Source organism: Acinetobacter sp. FDAARGOS_558 (assembly GCF_003937785.1).
Lineage (GTDB): Bacteria > Pseudomonadota > Gammaproteobacteria > Pseudomonadales > Moraxellaceae > Acinetobacter > Acinetobacter baumannii.
Genome location: NZ_RKJH01000001.1, coordinates 3,670,577 through 3,689,116, shown reverse-complemented (window position 1 = coordinate 3,689,116; position 18,540 = coordinate 3,670,577). Strand labels below are relative to the sequence as shown.

The 18,540-nt window shown below is 39.8% G+C and carries 18 protein-coding genes and 1 pseudogene; 7 read left to right on the top strand and 12 right to left on the bottom strand.

Features of this window, described 5'->3' with window-relative positions:
- Nucleotides 1-50 precede the first annotated feature (50 nt).
- Complete coding sequence (locus EGT34_RS17805; protein ID WP_024437421.1) at nt 51-857, top strand: peptidoglycan DD-metalloendopeptidase family protein; 807 nt, start codon at nt 51-53, stop codon at nt 855-857.
- On the opposite strand, the gene EGT34_RS17800 is transcribed toward EGT34_RS17805, so the two are convergent.
- From EGT34_RS17800 to EGT34_RS21140, 3 genes and pseudogenes are all read right to left on the bottom strand, one after another.
- Entirely contained in the window at nt 854-1,279 is a 426-nt protein-coding gene (locus EGT34_RS17800) for a GNAT family N-acetyltransferase (RefSeq protein WP_001026231.1), read from the bottom strand. The two genes, EGT34_RS17805 and EGT34_RS17800, sit on opposite strands and share 4 nt — an antisense overlap.
- A 91-nt stretch (nt 1,280-1,370) precedes the next feature.
- Nucleotides 1,371-1,793 carry an OsmC family protein gene (locus tag EGT34_RS17795; protein ID WP_001195082.1) on the bottom strand — a complete coding sequence of 141 codons (423 nt, stop codon included), beginning with the start codon at nt 1,791-1,793 and terminating at the stop codon, nt 1,371-1,373.
- 78 nt (nt 1,794-1,871) lie between these two features.
- Nucleotides 1,872-1,991 (bottom strand): annotated as a pseudogene (locus EGT34_RS21140) (hypothetical protein).
- A gap of 241 nt (nt 1,992-2,232) precedes the next feature.
- On the opposite strand from EGT34_RS21140, the gene crp reads away from it, so the two are divergent.
- Nucleotides 2,233-2,940 carry a cAMP-activated global transcriptional regulator CRP gene (gene crp, locus EGT34_RS17790; protein WP_000203217.1) on the top strand — a complete coding sequence of 236 codons (708 nt, stop codon included), beginning with the start codon at nt 2,233-2,235 and terminating at the stop codon, nt 2,938-2,940.
- 160 nt (nt 2,941-3,100) lie between these two features.
- Complete coding sequence (locus EGT34_RS17785; RefSeq protein WP_001159800.1) at nt 3,101-4,150, top strand: NADP(H)-dependent aldo-keto reductase; 1,050 nt, start codon at nt 3,101-3,103, stop codon at nt 4,148-4,150.
- 58 nt (nt 4,151-4,208) lie between these two features.
- Here EGT34_RS17785 and EGT34_RS17780 read toward each other — a convergent pair whose 3' ends face one another.
- From EGT34_RS17780 to gap, 5 genes are all read right to left on the bottom strand, one after another.
- Nucleotides 4,209-4,988, bottom strand: a complete 780-nt coding sequence (locus EGT34_RS17780; protein WP_001034598.1) for a M48 family metallopeptidase — start codon at nt 4,986-4,988, stop codon at nt 4,209-4,211.
- A gap of 116 nt (nt 4,989-5,104) precedes the next feature.
- Nucleotides 5,105-5,422 carry a hypothetical protein gene (locus EGT34_RS17775; RefSeq protein WP_000776216.1) on the bottom strand — a complete coding sequence of 106 codons (318 nt, stop codon included), beginning with the start codon at nt 5,420-5,422 and terminating at the stop codon, nt 5,105-5,107.
- Between the two features lie 122 nt (nt 5,423-5,544).
- Nucleotides 5,545-6,864 (bottom strand): adenylosuccinate synthase, encoded by a 1,320-nt coding sequence (locus tag EGT34_RS17770; protein ID WP_000517792.1) that lies wholly within the window; start codon nt 6,862-6,864, stop codon nt 5,545-5,547.
- Nucleotides 6,865-6,928: 64 nt separating this feature from the next.
- Complete coding sequence (locus EGT34_RS17765) at nt 6,929-8,095, bottom strand: ATP phosphoribosyltransferase regulatory subunit (protein WP_000155682.1); 1,167 nt, start codon at nt 8,093-8,095, stop codon at nt 6,929-6,931.
- 275 nt (nt 8,096-8,370) lie between these two features.
- Nucleotides 8,371-9,396, bottom strand: coding sequence for a type I glyceraldehyde-3-phosphate dehydrogenase (gene gap / locus EGT34_RS17760; RefSeq protein ID WP_001188823.1), 1,026 nt, complete (start codon nt 9,394-9,396; stop codon nt 8,371-8,373).
- A gap of 269 nt (nt 9,397-9,665) precedes the next feature.
- Between gap and alaS the strand changes: the two genes are divergently transcribed.
- The 3 genes from alaS (at nt 9,666) to csrA (ending at nt 14,149) form a co-directional block, all read left to right on the top strand.
- Nucleotides 9,666-12,302, top strand: coding sequence for an alanine--tRNA ligase (gene alaS, locus EGT34_RS17755; RefSeq protein ID WP_024437420.1), 2,637 nt, complete (start codon nt 9,666-9,668; stop codon nt 12,300-12,302).
- Nucleotides 12,303-12,367: 65 nt separating this feature from the next.
- The gene (locus EGT34_RS17750) at nt 12,368-13,648 is read left to right on the top strand and encodes an aspartate kinase (protein WP_001185176.1); all 1,281 of its coding nucleotides are present in this window, start codon (nt 12,368-12,370) and stop codon (nt 13,646-13,648) included.
- Between the two features lie 246 nt (nt 13,649-13,894).
- Nucleotides 13,895-14,149: a carbon storage regulator CsrA gene (gene csrA / locus EGT34_RS17745; RefSeq protein ID WP_000906487.1), complete on the top strand. Its 255-nt coding sequence runs from the start codon at nt 13,895-13,897 to the stop codon at nt 14,147-14,149.
- A 69-nt stretch (nt 14,150-14,218) separates the two neighbouring features.
- Here csrA and rnhB read toward each other — a convergent pair whose 3' ends face one another.
- A complete protein-coding gene (gene rnhB / locus EGT34_RS17740) occupies nt 14,219-14,785 on the bottom strand; it encodes a ribonuclease HII (protein WP_000495836.1) in 567 nt (188 codons plus the stop codon).
- Between the two features lie 65 nt (nt 14,786-14,850).
- Nucleotides 14,851-15,240 (bottom strand): hypothetical protein, encoded by a 390-nt coding sequence (locus EGT34_RS17735; protein WP_000735756.1) that lies wholly within the window; start codon nt 15,238-15,240, stop codon nt 14,851-14,853.
- 239 nt (nt 15,241-15,479) lie between these two features.
- On the opposite strand from EGT34_RS17735, the gene EGT34_RS17730 reads away from it, so the two are divergent.
- Nucleotides 15,480-16,037 carry a cytochrome b gene (locus EGT34_RS17730; protein ID WP_001111769.1) on the top strand — a complete coding sequence of 186 codons (558 nt, stop codon included), beginning with the start codon at nt 15,480-15,482 and terminating at the stop codon, nt 16,035-16,037.
- A 43-nt stretch (nt 16,038-16,080) separates the two neighbouring features.
- On the opposite strand, the gene EGT34_RS17725 is transcribed toward EGT34_RS17730, so the two are convergent.
- Nucleotides 16,081-17,079, bottom strand: a complete 999-nt coding sequence (locus EGT34_RS17725; RefSeq protein ID WP_031974755.1) for an adenosine deaminase — start codon at nt 17,077-17,079, stop codon at nt 16,081-16,083.
- 111 nt (nt 17,080-17,190) lie between these two features.
- A complete protein-coding gene (locus EGT34_RS17720) occupies nt 17,191-18,510 on the bottom strand; it encodes an NCS2 family permease (protein ID WP_000729981.1) in 1,320 nt (439 codons plus the stop codon).
- Nucleotides 18,511-18,540: the final 30 nt, after the last annotated feature.

The following is an 18,540-nucleotide window of genomic DNA, read 5'->3' as shown; positions in this document are numbered from 1 at the left end:
ATTAAGAATTAATTTATCTTTCCAATTCCATCCTGTTTTTGAAATTAAAAATGCGCTTAAAACATATTATATTAACAACTTGTCTTTTTAGCTCGACTCTAGCAATGGCGGAGTTACCCCAAGATTCAAGAAGACCCGGTGGTATTGCAGTTATTCCTTTAACTTCGGATATTACTCAGGTCACTTTTCAACACAAACCGGTTTTAATTAGCCAAGAACGACAGCAGCGTTATGCTGTTTTCGGTATTCCGTTATCTACTCCACTTGGTAGTGTTCAACTCGAAACCAATAAAACCCCTATTCAAATAGAAGTTAAATCCTATCCATATGCTGAGCAACGCCTTAAAGTTACCAATCAAGACTATGTAAATCCCAATCAAAGTCAATTAGATCGTTACGCTCAAGAAGCTAAAGAACAAAATGATGTTTATAGTTCATTTACGCAAAGTCCGTGGCAAGCCTTACCAAAATTTATACGCCCAACTTCTGGTAAATTTACCAATTCTTTTGGAAGAAAACGCTTTTTTAATGGTGAAGAACGTGCTCCACACTCAGGTCTAGACATTCCAGCACCAATAGGCCAAAAAGTAGTTGCTCCAGCAGACGGTGTAGTCGTTCAAACAGGTCATTATTTTTTTAATGGACAAACTGTATTAATCGATCACGGCCAAGGCTTAATTAGTATGTTTTGCCATTTAAGCGAGATAAAAGTAGAAAAAGGCCAGCATATTCGTCAAGGGGAAACTTTAGGTCTAGTCGGTAAAACAGGACGTGTCACAGGCCCCCATTTACATTGGGGAATGAGCCTTAACAATGCACGGGTAGACCCTCAACTTTTTCTAACTACGACTCATTAATTTAAAGCTTTACGAAAGTACTTTGGCGCTTCGACATAGCCTTCTCTTAGGTAAAATTGATGTGCCAAAGGTCTTTGTATCCCCGAATGAAGTTCCATTCGGTCACAACCACGTTGCTTTGCTATCCGTTCTGCTTCTTGTACAAGCAAATGCCCCACTCCTTTACTACGCATTTTCTCGTCAACACACAGATAGCATATTTTGGCAAAGTCACCTTGTAAGGCAATTTGTGGAATAAAATAAAGCGATAAAACTCCATACACTTTTAAATCGTCAGCTGCGACCAACGTAATCGCATTAGGATCTTTACTTAGTATTTGAAATTGTTCTTGAACTACTTTTAAAGGCTGTGAATATCCCATTTGTTTAAGTAAATAACATATGGTCTCGGTATCTTCCCATTGTGCTAAACGGATATTCACTTAACTCTCCTTTTATTTTTTAATTATTCTTATCATAAAAAAAGCCAACATGACTGTTAGCTTTTTATTTTTTAGGCATTCACAAATAAAATTACGCTGCTTCAATAATTTCAAAATCGTGAGTAATTTCTACGCCACCATCTGAAAGCATTTTACTTGCTGAACAATATTTCTCAGCTGATAGCTCTACTGCTTTTGCGACCTGTTTTTCTTTTACAGCTTTACCTGTCACTACAAAGTGTAAATGGATCTTGGTGAAAACTGCCGGAATTGCATCTGCTCTCTCAGCTTTAAGCTGACATACGACATTCGTCACATCTTGACGGGATTTCTTTAAAATAGTCACAATATCAAACGAAGCACACCCACCAAGTCCCATTAATATCAACTCCATAGGACGTGGTCCACGGTTTTCACCACCGTACTCAGGTGAGCCATCCATCACTACACTATGACCGCTCTCTGATTTCGCTTCAAAAGCAACATTCTCTAGCCAATGTACACTTGTTTGCATTGCAACTACCCAAAAAAAATTATAAATTTAAGCAGGGTCTGTTGACATTTCATCTATGGATTGCGTAATAGCTAAAAATTAATCCAAATAAAACGCAAAACACAGACAAGGGCAATCCTTTGTCCAGTTTTGTAATAAAGTTTGTTAAATTTCAGCCGGAATCTGAGGTGCAATTAAAGCATCTTTGATGCAGCGCAAGGCCAGATTTTTTTGTTCGTTTCGTTGTTAAGCTCTATTGATTTAGAATGACTAAATTCCATAGTTCTTGCTTCGTAACGTCCAGAAAAATTGTCTTATGTCGCAACCATCTGTGAAATGTCAACAGACCCTTGTTTTGTACACTAACATAAAATGAGTTGATAAGGAATTTCATCTCTTCTGTGTAATAGCTCATCTCGAGCTTGTGTGAATTGTTTACCCTATTCGGAACATATCAAGCATGACTTCAAATTTTTCACAACTCAGCACAGATGCTTTATCTCCGGGGCAACTACCTGAATCCGTTAAAGCATTGTTAAAACGTGCTCACATCAACAGATATCCAAAACGAACCACAATTGTTGATGCCGGAACAGAGTCAAAATCTTTATATTTAATTTTAAAAGGCTCAGTTTCAATTATTTTACGTGAAGACGATGAACGTGAAATTGTTGTGGCATATTTGAATCCTGGTGACTTCTTTGGGGAAATGGGGCTTTTCGAACCGAACCCTCAACGTACAGCTGAAGTTCGTACCCGTGATGTCTGTGAAATTGCAGAAATTTCATATGACAACTTCCACGAACTGAGCAAACAGTATCCAGATCTCAGCTATGCCGTTTTCGCGCAACTCGTTCGTCGTTTAAAAAATACAACTCGTAAAATGACCGATCTTGCATTTATTGATGTGTCAGGTCGTATTGCGCGTTGCTTAATCGACCTATCTTCACAACCAGAAGCAATGATCTTGCCGAATGGCCGCCAAATTCGTATTACTCGACAAGAGATTGGACGCATTGTCGGGTGTTCACGAGAAATGGTTGGCCGTGTATTAAAGACCTTAGAAGATCAAGGTATGATTCAAACTGACGGTAAAGCTATTTTGATTTTTGATACTTCATTAGAAGAAACCCCAGTCACTGACGAAGACTATGATGACGAAGAATAATTACTCGTAATTATTGAATAAAGAGCAAACTTCGGTTTGCTTTTTTTATATGCAACAATGAGTTAATACACAAAGCTTACAAACTATTCTGTTTTTATGATTTAAGTTGAATACATATTCTCCGTTAGGCTAACTTAAAATTTCTTAAGGATTTCGCAGTATGCAATTTAAACCACTTGGTCACACTGGCATTAACCTTCCTGAAATTTGCTTAGGTACCATGACATTTGGTGAGCAAAATACTCAACAAGAAGCTTTCGAACAACTCAATTACGCTTTAGAACACGGTTTATATTTTTGGGATACGGCAGAGATGTATTCCGTCCCTCCTAAGCCAGAAACATATGGAGCAACCGAAACCATCTTAGGCAATTGGTTTGCACAGCATGGTCAGCGCGATAAAGTATTCCTTGCTTCAAAAATTGCAGGTCCCGGCTTTGGTGGAACACATATTCGAGACGGCCATACCAAGTTTAATAGTGAACATATTTCACAAGCGATTGATGGCTCTCTCAAGCGCTTAAAAACTGATTATATTGATCTTTATCAATTACATTGGCCTGAACGCCATACCAACTTCTTTGGAACGCTCGCTTATGGTAATCAGCAAGCCCAAAATGATTATGACACTACTCCCTTAGAAGAAACATTACTCGCTCTCCAAAAAGAGATTAATCGAGGCCGCATTCGTTACATCGGCTTATCTAATGAAACACCGTGGGGCACCATGAAGTTTCTTCAGCTTGCTGAAAATTTAGGTGTGAGTAAATTTGTGAGTGTGCAAAATCCGTATAGTCTGCTTAATCGCACCTATGAAATCGGTATGTCAGAAATTGCCAAATATGAAGGTGTAGGTTTACTTGCATACTCTCCTCTTGCTTTTGGTTATTTAACTGGCAAATTTAGAAATGGGGCTCGACCAGCCAATGCCCGCGTTACACTCTTCCCTCGCTTTAGCAGATACAGCAATCCGCAAAGTGAATGGGCAACTGAACAATATGCACAGCTTGCTGAAAAGCATGGTTTAAGCCTGACTCAATTGGCTCTGGCTTTTATTAAGCAGCAATTTTTTGTGACGAGTACAATTATTGGTGCAACCAATTTAGATCAGCTCAAAGAAAATATCCAAGCTTTTGAAATCGAGCTTTCACCAGAGATTTTACAAGGCATTGAGGCTATTCATATACAACAGCCTAATCCTGCTCCTTAAAAACAAAAACGGATGCTCAAGCATCCGTTTTTAACTTCAGTTCTATAAGTGTTAAAACTTACTTACGACCATTATAAATAGCTAATGCCGCAGGTAAATTCTTACGCATGTCATTAATACGTTGAGCGTTTGATGGGTGAGTAGACAAGAAAGATGATCCACTGCCTTCAAGCTTGTTCATTTTTTCCCAAAGCGTAATCGCTGCATTCGGGTTATAACCTGCACGCGCCATTAGCATTAAACCACCTTGGTCAGCACGGCTTTCCAAACTACGAGAATATGGCAGACCCACACCTACTTGCGTGCCTAACTGAGCCGCAGCCGCGCCTAGTTGACTCACATTACCACCATTAATCTGACTTAAGCCAATATTTAACGCTAAATCAGTTAAAGCTTGTGCGCCAATTTTACTTTTTGCATGCTCTTCCAAGGCGTGAGTCATTTCATGGCCCATAACTGCTGCAATTTCAGCATCAGTCAAGTTCAGTTTATTTACAATACCTGTGTAGAACACGACCTTGCCACCAGGTGCAACGTAAGCGTTAATCGTATCTGACTTCAATACAGCCAATTGCCAACTAAATGGCTGGCCTGTCTGATTCATTTGATTCGCATAAGGTTTTAAACGGTTAAAAACCGCATTAATACGGTTATAGGTACTTGAACTTGTATCTAAAGCACCTTTACCACGCGCTTCCTGCACCATTTTATTGAAACTTTGTGCAGATTGAGCATTTAAGGTTGCGGTATCTGCACCTGCCATATCAGCCATTGTGGCACAACCAGAAATTGTTACTGCACCTGCTGCGCACAAGCTTAGAACGAACTTTTTATTCATTAACATGGGTCACCTAAATCGTTAAAAAACTGTTTATTCTTTTGCACTTATTATAAGAAATACCACTCACGCTTTAAATCTCTCATTTCTTCACGATCATAGTATTTATGTAACGGTCAATTAGATAAAGTCATCAAATAAATCCAGAATATTAAACATATTATGTTTAAACCAAGATAAACGTGACTTAAAGTCTTAACTTTCTCTTCAAGATTAGGACTTTTCCTCTTCCAGAGTAAATAACTGTTTTGTATGAGAACAACCGGAATGAGGACACAAGCAATCAGGACAGAAAGACTCATAAATGCCGTCATGAAGAAGTCCGGATTATAATTTTGACCATAAATAATCAGCATTGCTAATGTGGGTGAACCACCTATAGCAAATAAAAAAGAATAAAAAATGGTTTTTGAAATAGTGGGTTGCAGCTTCATCCTGAGCCTATGATTCCTGAACTATATATCATGTTTTAATCTGAATCGAACCAAACCAAAACTGCACTTTAGTAGGGTATAAAAAAAGCCCCCTTTTAGGAGGCTATTTTTATCTTTGCGAATTACGCAGAGAATGGATGACGTAAAATGATTGTTTCTGCACGGTCTGGACCAGTTGAAACGATATCAATCGGACATTCGATTAATTGTTCAATACGTTTTACATAAGCCAAAGCATTTGCAGGTAATTGGTCAATGCTCGTTAAACCAACAGTTGACTCGCTCCAACCTGGCATAGTTTCATAAATTGGTTTCAAGCATTCGAAAGAAACCGCATCAGAAGAACCTACACAACCTGAATCTGTATTTTCATAACCCACACAGATTTTCACTTCTTCTAAACCATCTAAAACGTCAAGTTTAGTTAAGCAAATACCTGAAAGTGAGTTTACATCTACAGAACGGCGTAAGATTTCAGCATCAAACCAACCACAACGACGTTGACGACCAGTAGAAGCACCAAATTCATGACCCACAGTACCCAAATGTTTACCAATTGGGTCACCAGAATCACTCGCAGCATCGTAAACTAATTCAGTTGGGAACGGACCAGCACCTACACGTGTTGTATAAGCTTTCGTAATACCTAATACATAATCAAGATGTAAAGGCCCCATACCTGAACCAGAACTTACACCACCAGCAGTTGTATTTGAGCTGGTAACATACGGATAAGTACCGTGGTCGATGTCTAGAAGTGAACCTTGAGCGCCTTCAAACATTACAGCCTTACCTTCTTTGCGGTAGTCATGTAATACTTTAGTTACGTCAATCACTAATGGAGCAAGAACTTCACGCCATTGGTTGCAAAGAGCCAATACGTCTTCAAATTTAACCGCTTCTACACCGTAGAACTGAGTCAATTGGAAGTTATGTAACTCTAGCATTTCGGCTAGTTTTTCTTCTAACGCTGCACCACCACGAACAAGGTCAGCAACACGCACTGCACGGCGCGCAACTTTATCTTCGTACGCAGGACCGATACCACGACCTGTAGTACCGATTTTAGCGTTACCACGTTTCTTCTCACGTGCCTGATCAAGAGCAATGTGGTTAGGCAAAATAAGTGGACAGTTTGGAGAAATGCGTAGACGCTCCTTAACCGGAACACCCTCAGCTTCCAAAATTCCCATTTCTTCAATTAATGCTGCTGGTGAAAGCACCACGCCATTGCCAATTAAGCACAATACGTTTTCACGTAAAATGCCTGATGGAATGAGGTGTAATACAGTCTTTTTACCACCTACGACAAGAGTATGACCTGCGTTATGTCCGCCTTGATAACGTACTACCGCAGCCGCCTGATCTGTGAGCAGGTCGACGATTTTACCTTTACCTTCGTCGCCCCATTGGGTACCAAGTACCACAACATTTTTGCCCATAATAGCCTCATTACATCATGCTGTTAAAATTGGAAACCATCAGTAAAAAACTTACTGCTGGCGTTTAAATCTTTTCAATATTCCATTGTCCGTTTTGCAATACCAATTGATGTGTTGCATAAGGAATAGAACTTAAATCATCATTACCTAACAATTGAACTACACGTAAACCCTCTGAACGCGCATTCGCAATTGCTTTAAGTAAATCAGCTTCTGTACCTTTAGGTGCCACTACAGTTTCGATTTCGGCAAACTGGTTCGCACCTAAAGCATATAAATCACAACTAAAACCGGTAGCCGGACGTGCACGACCGAAGTGTTCCCCAATACCATCATAACGGCCGCCTTGCGCTAAAGGTGCGGCACGATTTGGTGCATAAACTGCATACATCAAACCAGTGTGGTAGTGGTAACTGCGAAGTTCAACCACGTCAATTCCAACATTAAGTGCTGGCCAACGGTTTTTAATCTGTTCGAGAGTGGTTTTAAGTGCATTTAATGCAGCATCAAATTCAGTATCTTTTAAAATATCTGCACTTAAATGCGCTTGTAAGGCATCTAAATCACTTGCATAACGGCCAAGTGCATAGAAATCTGAACCCATATTTAAATTTTGGGTAAATTCAGCTAACTCAGGTAATGCTTTTCTTTGATAAAGATCAGATAACTCATGCTCTTCATTTTTAGAAAGACCAGCATATTTTACTAAGCTACGAAATAGACCTACATGCCCTAAGTCTAAATGTGCGCCTTGCAAAGTATAGGCATTTTCAATTAGACCAAGCATTACGTCGACCATTTCGACATCAGCTTCAATACTATCGTGCCCATATAACTCTGCGCCTAATTGTAAAGGTGCGCGAGTCGCATTGAAATTTTGTGGTTTTGTATGTAATACAGTCCCTGCGTAACAGTAACGTGCAACACCTTCAACAGGTCTTACATGTGCATCAATACGTGCAACTTGCGGTGTCATATCAGCACGGATACCGAGTAAACGGCCTGAAAGCTGGTCAATCACCTTAAAAGTTACTAAATCCAGGTCTTGATTTGATTCTGATAATGAAGACAACGATTCGATGTATTCGATAAATGGTGTATATACCAGTTGATAACCTCGTACTGCGAGGAAATCTATAGCTTCACGGCGAAGTTTTTCAATGACTTGCGCCTGTTCCGGCAATACATCTGCTACCCCGTCAGGCAGCAACCATGTCTCTGAAATGGTCATATTTCAAGCCTAAAATCTGATCAACGTGGAACGACCCCACATAAAAAAATCGGGAACACACCCGATTTCTCTTAGTGTAGCATGATACTTTGTGCCATGCACCTGACAATTTGCATAAATCTTTCTTAATAAACTCTAAAGTCAAAAAGTAGACTCTATGAATTAAAAATAATATTCAAAGACTTATTGTTTTTGACTTCTATTATCAATAAAAGTTCTTAGACCAAAGAATGGGGCAATAACTGAACTATCACCCGGTTTCCAATTAACCAAATTTAACTTTTGAAAGAATCGCACAAATCCAATAAACGATTTGCATAGCCCCATTCATTATCATACCAAGCAAATACTTTAGCTTGATGTCCAACAACCATGGTCTGAGTTAAATCAACAATAAGTGAATAAGGGGAATGATTAAAATCACTTGAAACTAATGGTTCATCTGTTACAGCCATAATTTCTGCATAATCTGTTTGAGATGCTTTAATTAGCAATTCATTAATATGATGGACCGTAATTGGAGATTGCGCGATAAACGTTAAATCAATTGCCGCTACATTAATGGTAGGTACCCGAATTGAGTAACCATCAATACGATCTTCCATTTTTGGCATTACACGCTTTAAAGCACCGAGCGCACTAGAGGTAGTCGGGATAATGTTTTGCCCAGAAGCTCGAGCACGACGCAAATCACGATGCGCATGATCAAGCACCGACTGATCTGCCGTTACCGCATGAATTTCGGTCATAAGCGCTGTTTCTATGCCAAATGCATCATCAATGATTTTAACCAGTGGAACTAAAGCCTGTGTCGTACATGACACACTCGATATAATCTGATCAGTCGCTTTCACATCAGCATGGTTAACACCATAAACAATTGCAGCATCAACATGATCAAAAGGCGCAGCGCCAATAATGACCCTTTTAGCCCCTGCTTCTAAATGGCGGGTAGCATCAGCATGGGAGCGGAATAAACCTGTACACTCAAGTACAACATCAATTTTTAAACTTGCCCACGGTAAAAGTTCCGGCTGTTTTTGCTGCAAAACTTCAACCTTTAAGAGTCTCTGGTTAGATTGAATATTTAAATAAATCTTTTCATTTTCAATGGTGATATCAACCTTGCCATTAAAACGACCATGGGTTGAGTCATATTTGAATAAATGTACCAGTGTATGTACATCTGCTATATCGTTAATCGCCACGATTTCAAAATGAAATTGTTTCGGGCTCTCAAACCAGGCACGTAAAACATTACGTCCAATCCGGCCAAACCCATTAATGGCGATACGTTGCATGACCTATCCTTATCTACAAAACGAGAAGCGAAAGAAGGCATATAGTAAAACACGTCATGGCTAATTGAATATAGATTTTTAGCCAAATCACAGTTTTGTAAGATATTCCCTCTAAAATCGTTGGTTCGGTGGGGTTTTTCCGTTACAATTTAGCGTTTTTTAAAAATAAGCCCCGTATCACATGCGAGTTTTGTGAACAAATAAACTTGTGGTGATGCTTTTAGCCAAATTCGAAAATATGGAGTGACTTGGTTGTGAGTACTCGTTTAATGACATCTGCTGAAATTCGTGAAGCATTTTTGCGCTACTTTGAAACGCAAGGGCATACACGTGTTGCATCGAGTTCTCTTGTTCCTGCCAACGACCCAACTTTATTATTTACAAATGCTGGGATGAACCAGTTTAAAGACTGTTTTTTAGGTCTTGAAAAACGTGATTATGTACGTGCAACAACATCACAAAAATGTGTACGTGCAGGTGGTAAACATAACGATTTAGATAATGTTGGTTATACAGCTCGTCACCATACATTCTTTGAAATGTTGGGTAACTTCTCATTTGGTGACTATTTCAAACGTGATGCTCTCAAGTTCGCATGGGAATTTTTAACTAGCGAACAATGGCTTGCTTTACCAAAAGATAAACTTTATGTCACGGTTTACCATACTGATGACGAAGCTTATGACATCTGGAATAAAGAAATCGGCCTAGCACCAGAACGTATTATCCGTATTGGTGATAACAAAGGCGAAAAATACGCATCAGATAACTTCTGGGCAATGGGTGATACAGGTCCTTGCGGTCCATGTTCAGAAATTTTCTTCGACCACGGTGAACACATTTGGGGTGGTTTACCTGGTTCACCTGAAGAAGACGGTGACCGTTTCATTGAAATCTGGAACAACGTTTTCATGCAGTTTAACCGTACTGCTGATGGCGTACTTCACCCACTCCCTGCTCCATCTGTAGATACAGGTATGGGCTTAGAGCGTATTTCTGCCGTATTGCAACATGTTAATTCAAACTATGACATTGACCTGTTCCAACACTTATTAAAAGCTGCTGCAAACATCATTGGTATTGAAGATGAAGGTCAGCCTTCTTTACGTGTAGTTGCAGACCATGCCCGCTCTTGCTGCTTCTTAATTGCTGATGGTGTAAACCCAAGTAATGAAGGACGTGGTTATGTATTACGTCGTATTATCCGCCGTGCTGTCCGTCACGGTAACAAGCTTGGCGCAACAGGTACGTTCTTCTACAAAATGTTGCAACCATTAATTGAAGTAATGGGACAGGCTTATCCTGAGTTAGAAGCTCGCCGTGAAGTCATTGAAGCAACATTAATTCGTGAAGAAGAACAGTTTGCTAAAACCTTAGAGCAAGGTTTAAAACTTCTTGAAGGTGAACTTGCTCAGTTAAAAGATAAAACTATTCCGGGTGCGACTGTATTTAAACTTTACGATACTTATGGTTTCCCAACAGATTTAACTGCTGATATTGCACGTGAACGTGGCTTTATTATTGATGAAGCAGGTTTTGAAGTTGAAATGGCTGCACAGCGTCAACGTGCGCGTGATGCTGGTAAATTTGCTGTTGACTATAACAACATTGTAAAAGTTGAAGGCGAAACTCAGTTCGATGGTTATACCAACACAACCGGTCAAGGCCAGATTGTAGCGATCTATAAAGATGGCGTACAAGTTGATGAAGTTTCTGAAGGCGACGAAGCACTTATCGTTCTAAACCAAACTCCATTCTATGCTGAAAGCGGTGGTCAGATTGGTGATACTGGTATCTTCAAAAACGAAACAGGTATTTTTGAAGTTCAGGATACGAAAAAGTCTGGTGGTGCCTTTGTTCATCAAGGTATTGTGACTGTTGGTAACCTTAAAACCAGTCAAAATGTAGAAGCGATTGTTAAAGCAGACATTCGTGAAGCTACTGCGCGTAACCACTCAGCAACTCACTTGTTGCATGCTGCCCTTCGTCAAATTTTAGGTTCACATGTACAACAAAAAGGCTCTTTGGTTGCAAGTGATATCTTACGTTTTGACTTTGCAAATGACCAACCTGTGTCATTTGAACAACTACAACAAGTTGAACGTCTCGTAAATGCTGAAATCATTGCAAATACTGCTGTAACAACTGAACTACTCGACATTGAAACTGCGAAAGCAAAAGGCGCAATGATGTTGTTCGGTGAAAAATACGGTGATGAAGTTCGTGTGCTCTCTATGGGTTCAGTCATTGACGAGAAAAACTTCTCAATCGAACTTTGTGGCGGTATTCACGTAAAACGTACAGGTGATATTGGTTTATTCAAAATCACTTCTGAAGGTGGTGTAGCTGCCGGCGTACGTCGTATTGAAGCAGTGACCGGTACTAAAGCATTAGAAGTAGTACAAAAAGCTGATCATGATATTCAGCACATTAATAGCTTATTAAAAGCACAGAAAGACCAAATGGTTGAGCGTGTACAAGCCAATGTAGAATTGGTTTCTGCATTACAAAAGCAGATTGAACAACTCAACCAAAAATTGGCAAACTTCCAAGCGGCTGATTTGATTGACCAAGTTCAAACTATTGCTGGTCGTCAAACGCTTATTACTACTGTTCAGGGTGTTGATGCCAAAGCGCTTCGCAACTTACATGACAGTGTAAAATCAAAATTAGAGAACGCAGTGATTGTGTTAGCAGGTGTAGAGGGTGACAAAGTCAGCCTGCTTGCATCAGTCGCGTCGCAATACACTGCAAATCTAAAAGCAGGTGACATCATCAAACATTTAGCGACCGAGTTAGGTGGTAAAGGTGGTGGTAAACCTGACTTAGCACAAGGTGGCGCGCCACTTAACGAGAAGTTTGGACAAGTTATGGCAGCATTACCTGCTTGGCTTGAACAAAAATAAGACTTCACTTTTTGTGTAACTGACCCTGACAAGCCTCTCAGGGTCATGGCTTATATGGAACAACTATGGCATTAATCGTTCAAAAATATGGCGGTACTTCTATGGGTACCCCCGAGCGCATTTTAAATGTTGCTCGTCGTGTGAAGCGTTGGCATGATCACGGTCACAAGGTTGTTGTGGTCGTATCTGCAATGAGTGGTGAAACAAACCGCTTACTTGCCCTCGCTAAAGCCATTACCGAAACACCTGACCCACGCGAGTTAGACCAAATGGTTTCAACCGGTGAACAGGTGACGATTTCCATGTTAGCTATGGCACTTAATTCGATTGGTGTGGAAGCTAAATCCTATACCGGACGTCAAGTCGGTATTAAAACTGACAGTGCATTTACTAAGGCGCGTATTGAGTCGATTGACACAGATGTCATGACCAATGACCTAGATGCAGGCCGTGTTATTGTAGTTGCAGGCTTCCAAGGCTTCGATGCCAACGGAAATACTACAACTCTAGGACGTGGTGGTTCAGATACTTCTGGTGTTGCCATTGCAGCTGCCCTAAAAGCAGATGAATGCCAAATTTATACTGACGTTGATGGGGTTTATACTACAGACCCTCGTGTTGCCCCTAAAGCGAAGAAAATCGATCGTATTTCTTTTGAAGAAATGCTAGAAATGGCATCATTAGGTTCTAAAGTTTTACAGATTCGCTCAGTAGAATTTGCCGGAAAATATCAAGTTCCTTTACGCGTATTATCAAGTTTTGATAATGATGACGACGGCGCATTTGACGACGAATTTAAAGAAAATGTAGGTACACTCATTACTACTGAGGCAGAAGACACTATGGAACAGCCAATCATTGCAGGTATCGCTTTTAACCGTGACGAAGCAAAATTAACAATTTTAGGTGTACCTGATGAACCGGGTATTGCTTCTAAAATTTTATCACCAGTAAGTGATGCCAACATTGAAGTGGATATGATAGTCCAAAATGTTGAAGAAGATGGCACAACAGATTTCACGTTTACTGTAAACCGTGTTGATTTAGCAAAAGCTGAAAAAATCTTAAATGAAACTGCCAAAAATATTGGTGCACGTGAAGTTTCAACACGCGATGACATCGTTAAAGTATCTATCGTGGGTGTAGGTATGCGCTCGCATGCGGGTGTAGCAAGCAAAATGTTTACTGCCCTTGCTGACGAAGGTATTAACATCCTTATGATTTCAACATCTGAAATTAAGGTTTCTGTCATTATTGATGAAAAATACCTTGAGCTTGCAGTTCGTTGCTTACATACCGCTTTTGGTTTAGATCGTGAACATGGTGAAAGCAGCGCACGCGCTTAATTTTACCGAACGGTCAAGAATTCATTAAAAAATGTTTACTTGTCCGACAATAATCAAAGAAAACACAGAGCCGCTATAGTTTTTTTTATAGCGGCTCTGTTATATTAAACGGAAAGTTTTTTGGCAGTGATTATCAAAATATGACTTTGTTCTCATATTTCTGTTAGAATCTGACTGAAAACTGAGGTTGAGCTTTTTATTTGGGTACCAATATTGCAGTTTTAAGCGTTTAGCAAGGAGATAAACATGCTGATTCTGACCCGCCGTGTCGGGGAAACATTAATGATTGGGGATCAAGTCAGTGTTACTGTGCTTGGCGTCAAAGGAAACCAAGTTCGAATTGGTGTAAATGCACCAAAAGAGGTTTCTGTTCATCGCGAAGAAATTTATCAACGTATTCAACATGAACGTGCAATGCATGAACACCTTCAACATCTTGATCAAGATTATCAAGTTTCATATGAAGATGATAATTATGCACAGAAAAACTTCAATCGTTAGTATGAAGTTGTTCTCTCCCTAATTAAAGCGACTTTATAGTCGCTTTAAATTTTTTGGGAATATATAAATTTATAGACCTAATGCCCGTTTTACAGGTGCATAACTACGACGGTGTTGATCAATCACGCCATGAGCAGCAATGGCTTCAAAGTGTGCTTTGGTTGGATACCCCTTATGCTTGGCAAAACCAAATAATGGATATTGTTGATCTAATTCTGCCATTTGACGATCACGCGTAACTTTAGCCAAGATACTCGCCGCACTAATTTCGGCATGGCTTGCATCTCCCCCTACAATCGCCTCACAAGGAATAATAATTCCTTTGGGGATTTGATTGCCGTCTACAATTACCTTTTGAGGTTGTGTTTTCAGACCTTCCACTGCACGTTGCATAGCCAAAAAAGTTGCCTGCAAGATATTCAGCTCATCAATTTCTGCATGTGTAGCTTCTGCTATTGACCATGCTAAAGCTTTTTCTTGAATTTCAATAAACAACTTTTCACGTTTCTTTTCAGTTAATTTTTTAGAGTCGTTTAATCCTAAAATTGGATTATTCGGATCTAAAATAACAGCTGCAGCAACAACAGAACCCACTAATGGGCCTCGTCCTGCCTCATCTACGCCTGCAACAAACATGTATACTCCAATGAAAAAGAGGCCGATTTATAAGAATCGGCCTTCTTTAATGCTTAAAACATCAATTATTTTTGTAAAGCTTCTGCCACACAAGCATTTACAGTTTTAGAAACCACTTGGTTTACGATTGTAGCACGTGCATTCACGTCAAGCGCAGCAGCAGCTAATTCTACTGCAGTCACACTATTTGGTGCTTTTTCACTTACACAGCCGCAAACATTCGTTTGGATGCTATCACGCTGTTCAGCAGTCATATATTTTGTTGCTGTCTTCCATGCAGCAACATTATTAATTTCTGTAATACATTTCGCATTAACAGCAACTTTTAATGCAGCTACGCCTAACTGTTGAGTTGTTGTTTGTGCAGAAGCACCGCCAGTACCGGTACCTGTAGTGGTTGCACATGCAGTTAAAGCTAAAACAACTGGTGCTACAGCGAGCATCAATTTTTTCATCATTTTTTCCTTTGATCGAACGTAAGCAGCGCGTATTTTGCCTAAACTTGTGCTTAGAAGAAACAAATAAATTGATGCATTTATGCAAATTAAGTCCCTTAATCTCTAGCTCAACTTAACCGTGTTTTTTAAATTGAAGCGTTCTGTTTATAGCACGCTCTGTTACGGGAACAACATTTCTCAAATTTAACAGTTTCCCATAAAATCTAGCGCTAGAATGACAAAAAAAAGGGTCTTTTATGCCTGCCTCAACCTCTCAATACTACACCCGTACTGCACAGATTCTGCATTGGGTCATGGCCATCATTTTTATCACTGCTTGGGTGATTGGTTTCTATAGTGGAAATTTTCTAAGTTATGACGTTGATGGCAGCTTTAAAGGCGATGTCATTACGCTACATAAGAATATCGCCACCACCATTATCTTCCTCGTGGTCATTCGTCTGCTTTGGCGTTACACCCATCCTGCCCCACAATTGCCTGACACGATGTCACCAACAATGAAAACTTTAGCTCACATCGGACATTTATTACTGTATGTGATTTTAGTCGCTTTACCAGTCACTGGCTGTTTATTTAGCTGGAGTGCTGGTCACCCTGCTCCGGTTTTATATTTATTTGAAATTCCACGCCTGGTGCAAGATAACCCTGAGTTATTAGCCATTGTTAAGCCATTACATATTTATATTTCATGGTTTGCAGGTTTACTTATTGCTGGACATGTACTTGCAGCTTTAAAACATCACTTTGTAGATAAAGACAATGTTTTAAACAGTATGACCAAACAACCTAAATAAATTCAATGTTAAAAAAACCGCCTATCACAGGCGGTTTTTTTATTTAGATTTTCTGGATTTCTGAAATCCACTTTTGTTTCTCTTCATCTGAAATGAAAGAGGCTTCAAAAGAGTTAATTGCGAGTTGCTTCAACTCATCATTGGTTAAATCTAATGCCTGTTGAATGGCAAAGAAATTATCATTCATATAACCACCGAAATATGAAGGATCATCTGAGTTAACAGTCACGTGTACGCCTTTTTGTAAAAGACGGCGGATATTGTGATCTTTCATATCCTTAACAACACATAGCTTTAAGTTACTTAAAGGACAAACCGTTAATGGCATTTTTTCATTAATTAAACGAGCCATTAGTTGTTCGTCTTCTTCAGAACGCACGCCGTGGTCAATACGGTTTACTTTGAGCAACTCTAAAGCCTCCCACACATATTCAGGTGGACCTTCCTCACCTGCGTGAGCCACGATTAAGAAGCCTTCTTCACGTGCTTTAGCAAAAACACGTTCAAATTTAGCTGGTGGATGGCCTACTTCACTTGAATCAAGTCCTACAGCGATAATATCTTGTTTAAACGGTAAAGCTTGCTCGAGCGTTTCAAATGCAGCTTCTTCGCTTAAATGACGTAAGAAACACATGATCAGCTGAGAACTGATACCAAATTTGGCTTTTGCGTCAGCACATGCACGTTTAAGCCCATTGATCACCGTTGCAAAAGCAATACCACGGTCAGTATGAGTTTGCGGATCGAAGAACATTTCTGTATGAACGACACGATCTTCTGCACACTTTTCAAAATATGCCCATGCTAAATCGTAAAAATCTTGCTCATGAACAAGAACATTTGCACCAGCATAGTAAATATCTAAAAATGATTGAAGATTATGAAAGTTATAAGCTTGCTTTACTTCTTCAACAGATTTGTAAGGAATCTGAATCTGATTACGCTGTGCAATGGCAAACATTAATTCAGGTTCAAAGGTCCCTTCAATATGCACATGCAACTCGGCTTTTGGTAAGGCCTGAATCAGCTCGACTTGATTCATATTAACTCCACATCTAAAGAAAAAAGGGTGTGGTAAGCACACCCTTCTATAATTTCCTTCTTATATCCCTATCACTAAAATAGTTCTAGAAGGAAATTATAAACAATCGTATTAACCGCCAAAGGCGATAAATTTAAATACCCAAAGGGCAGCAATAATCCACACCATGTATGGAACAGTTTTTGCCTTACCCGTAAATAATTTAACTAATGCATAGCTGATAAAGCCCATTGCAATACCATCTGCAATTGAGTATGCAAATGGCATAAATACAATCGTTAAAAAGGCTGGTACAGCTTCTGTAATATCATCCCAATCGATGTGAGTGATCCCTTGGATCATCAATACACCAATGAACAATAAAGCGGGTGCTGTTGCAAAACCTGGCACAGATTGAGCAAGAGGTGCCAAGAATAAACAGCAAATAAATAAGAAAGCGACAACTACCGCGGTTAAACCTGTACGTCCACCTGCTGCTACACCTGAAGCCGATTCAATATATGGCGTAGTTGATGAGGTACCTAATGCAGCACCAGCAACGATTGCAGTAGAGTCAGCAAATAGCGCTTTTTTCAAACGTGGCAATTTACCATCTTGTAAAAGGCCGGCACGGTGTGAAACGCCAACCAAAGTACCTGTACTGTCAAACAAGTCAACAATAAAGAATACGAAGATGACACCAACCATACTTGCGGTAAACAACCCTTCAAAGTCCATTTGCATGAATGTTGGCACAATTGAAGGAATTTCACCAACCACACCCTTAAATTCATTTAGACCTAAAGCTGTGGCAATTGCTGTAACAACTAAAATACTAATAATGATTGCACCACGGACTTTAAGCTGATGCAAAATTACGATAAGTAAAAAGCCAAATAAAGCTAATAATACAGTAGGTTGTTTAATATCGCCCAAACCGACCAACGTTGCTTGGTTTGCGACAATAATTCCGGCATTTTTTAACGCAATAAGCGCAAGGAATAAACCAATACCACCACCTATCGCAAATTTAAGCGACATCGGGATTGCATTGACAATCGCCTCACGAATTTTAAAGAAACTAATTGCAAGGAATACCACACCTGAAACAAAAACAGCTGCTAAAGCTGTCTGCCATGGCACTCCCATGCCCATACAAACCGAATAGGTAAAATAAGCATTAAGCCCCATACCGGGTGCCAAGGCGATTGGATAATTAGCAATAATACCCATCACTAAGCAACCGATTGCTGCTGCCAAACAGGTCGCAACGAATACGGCGCCATGATCCATGCCGGTTTCAGATAAAATGAGTGGATTGACAATGATGATGTAGCACATTGTTAAAAATGTAGTTACACCAGCAAGAACTTCTGTTCGAAACGTGGTTTTATTGTCGCTTAACTTAAATAAACGCTCTAACCACCCTGCCGAAGAATTGGGCGCCGCCATAAGTAGCCTCTATGCAAAATCTGAGCTGTG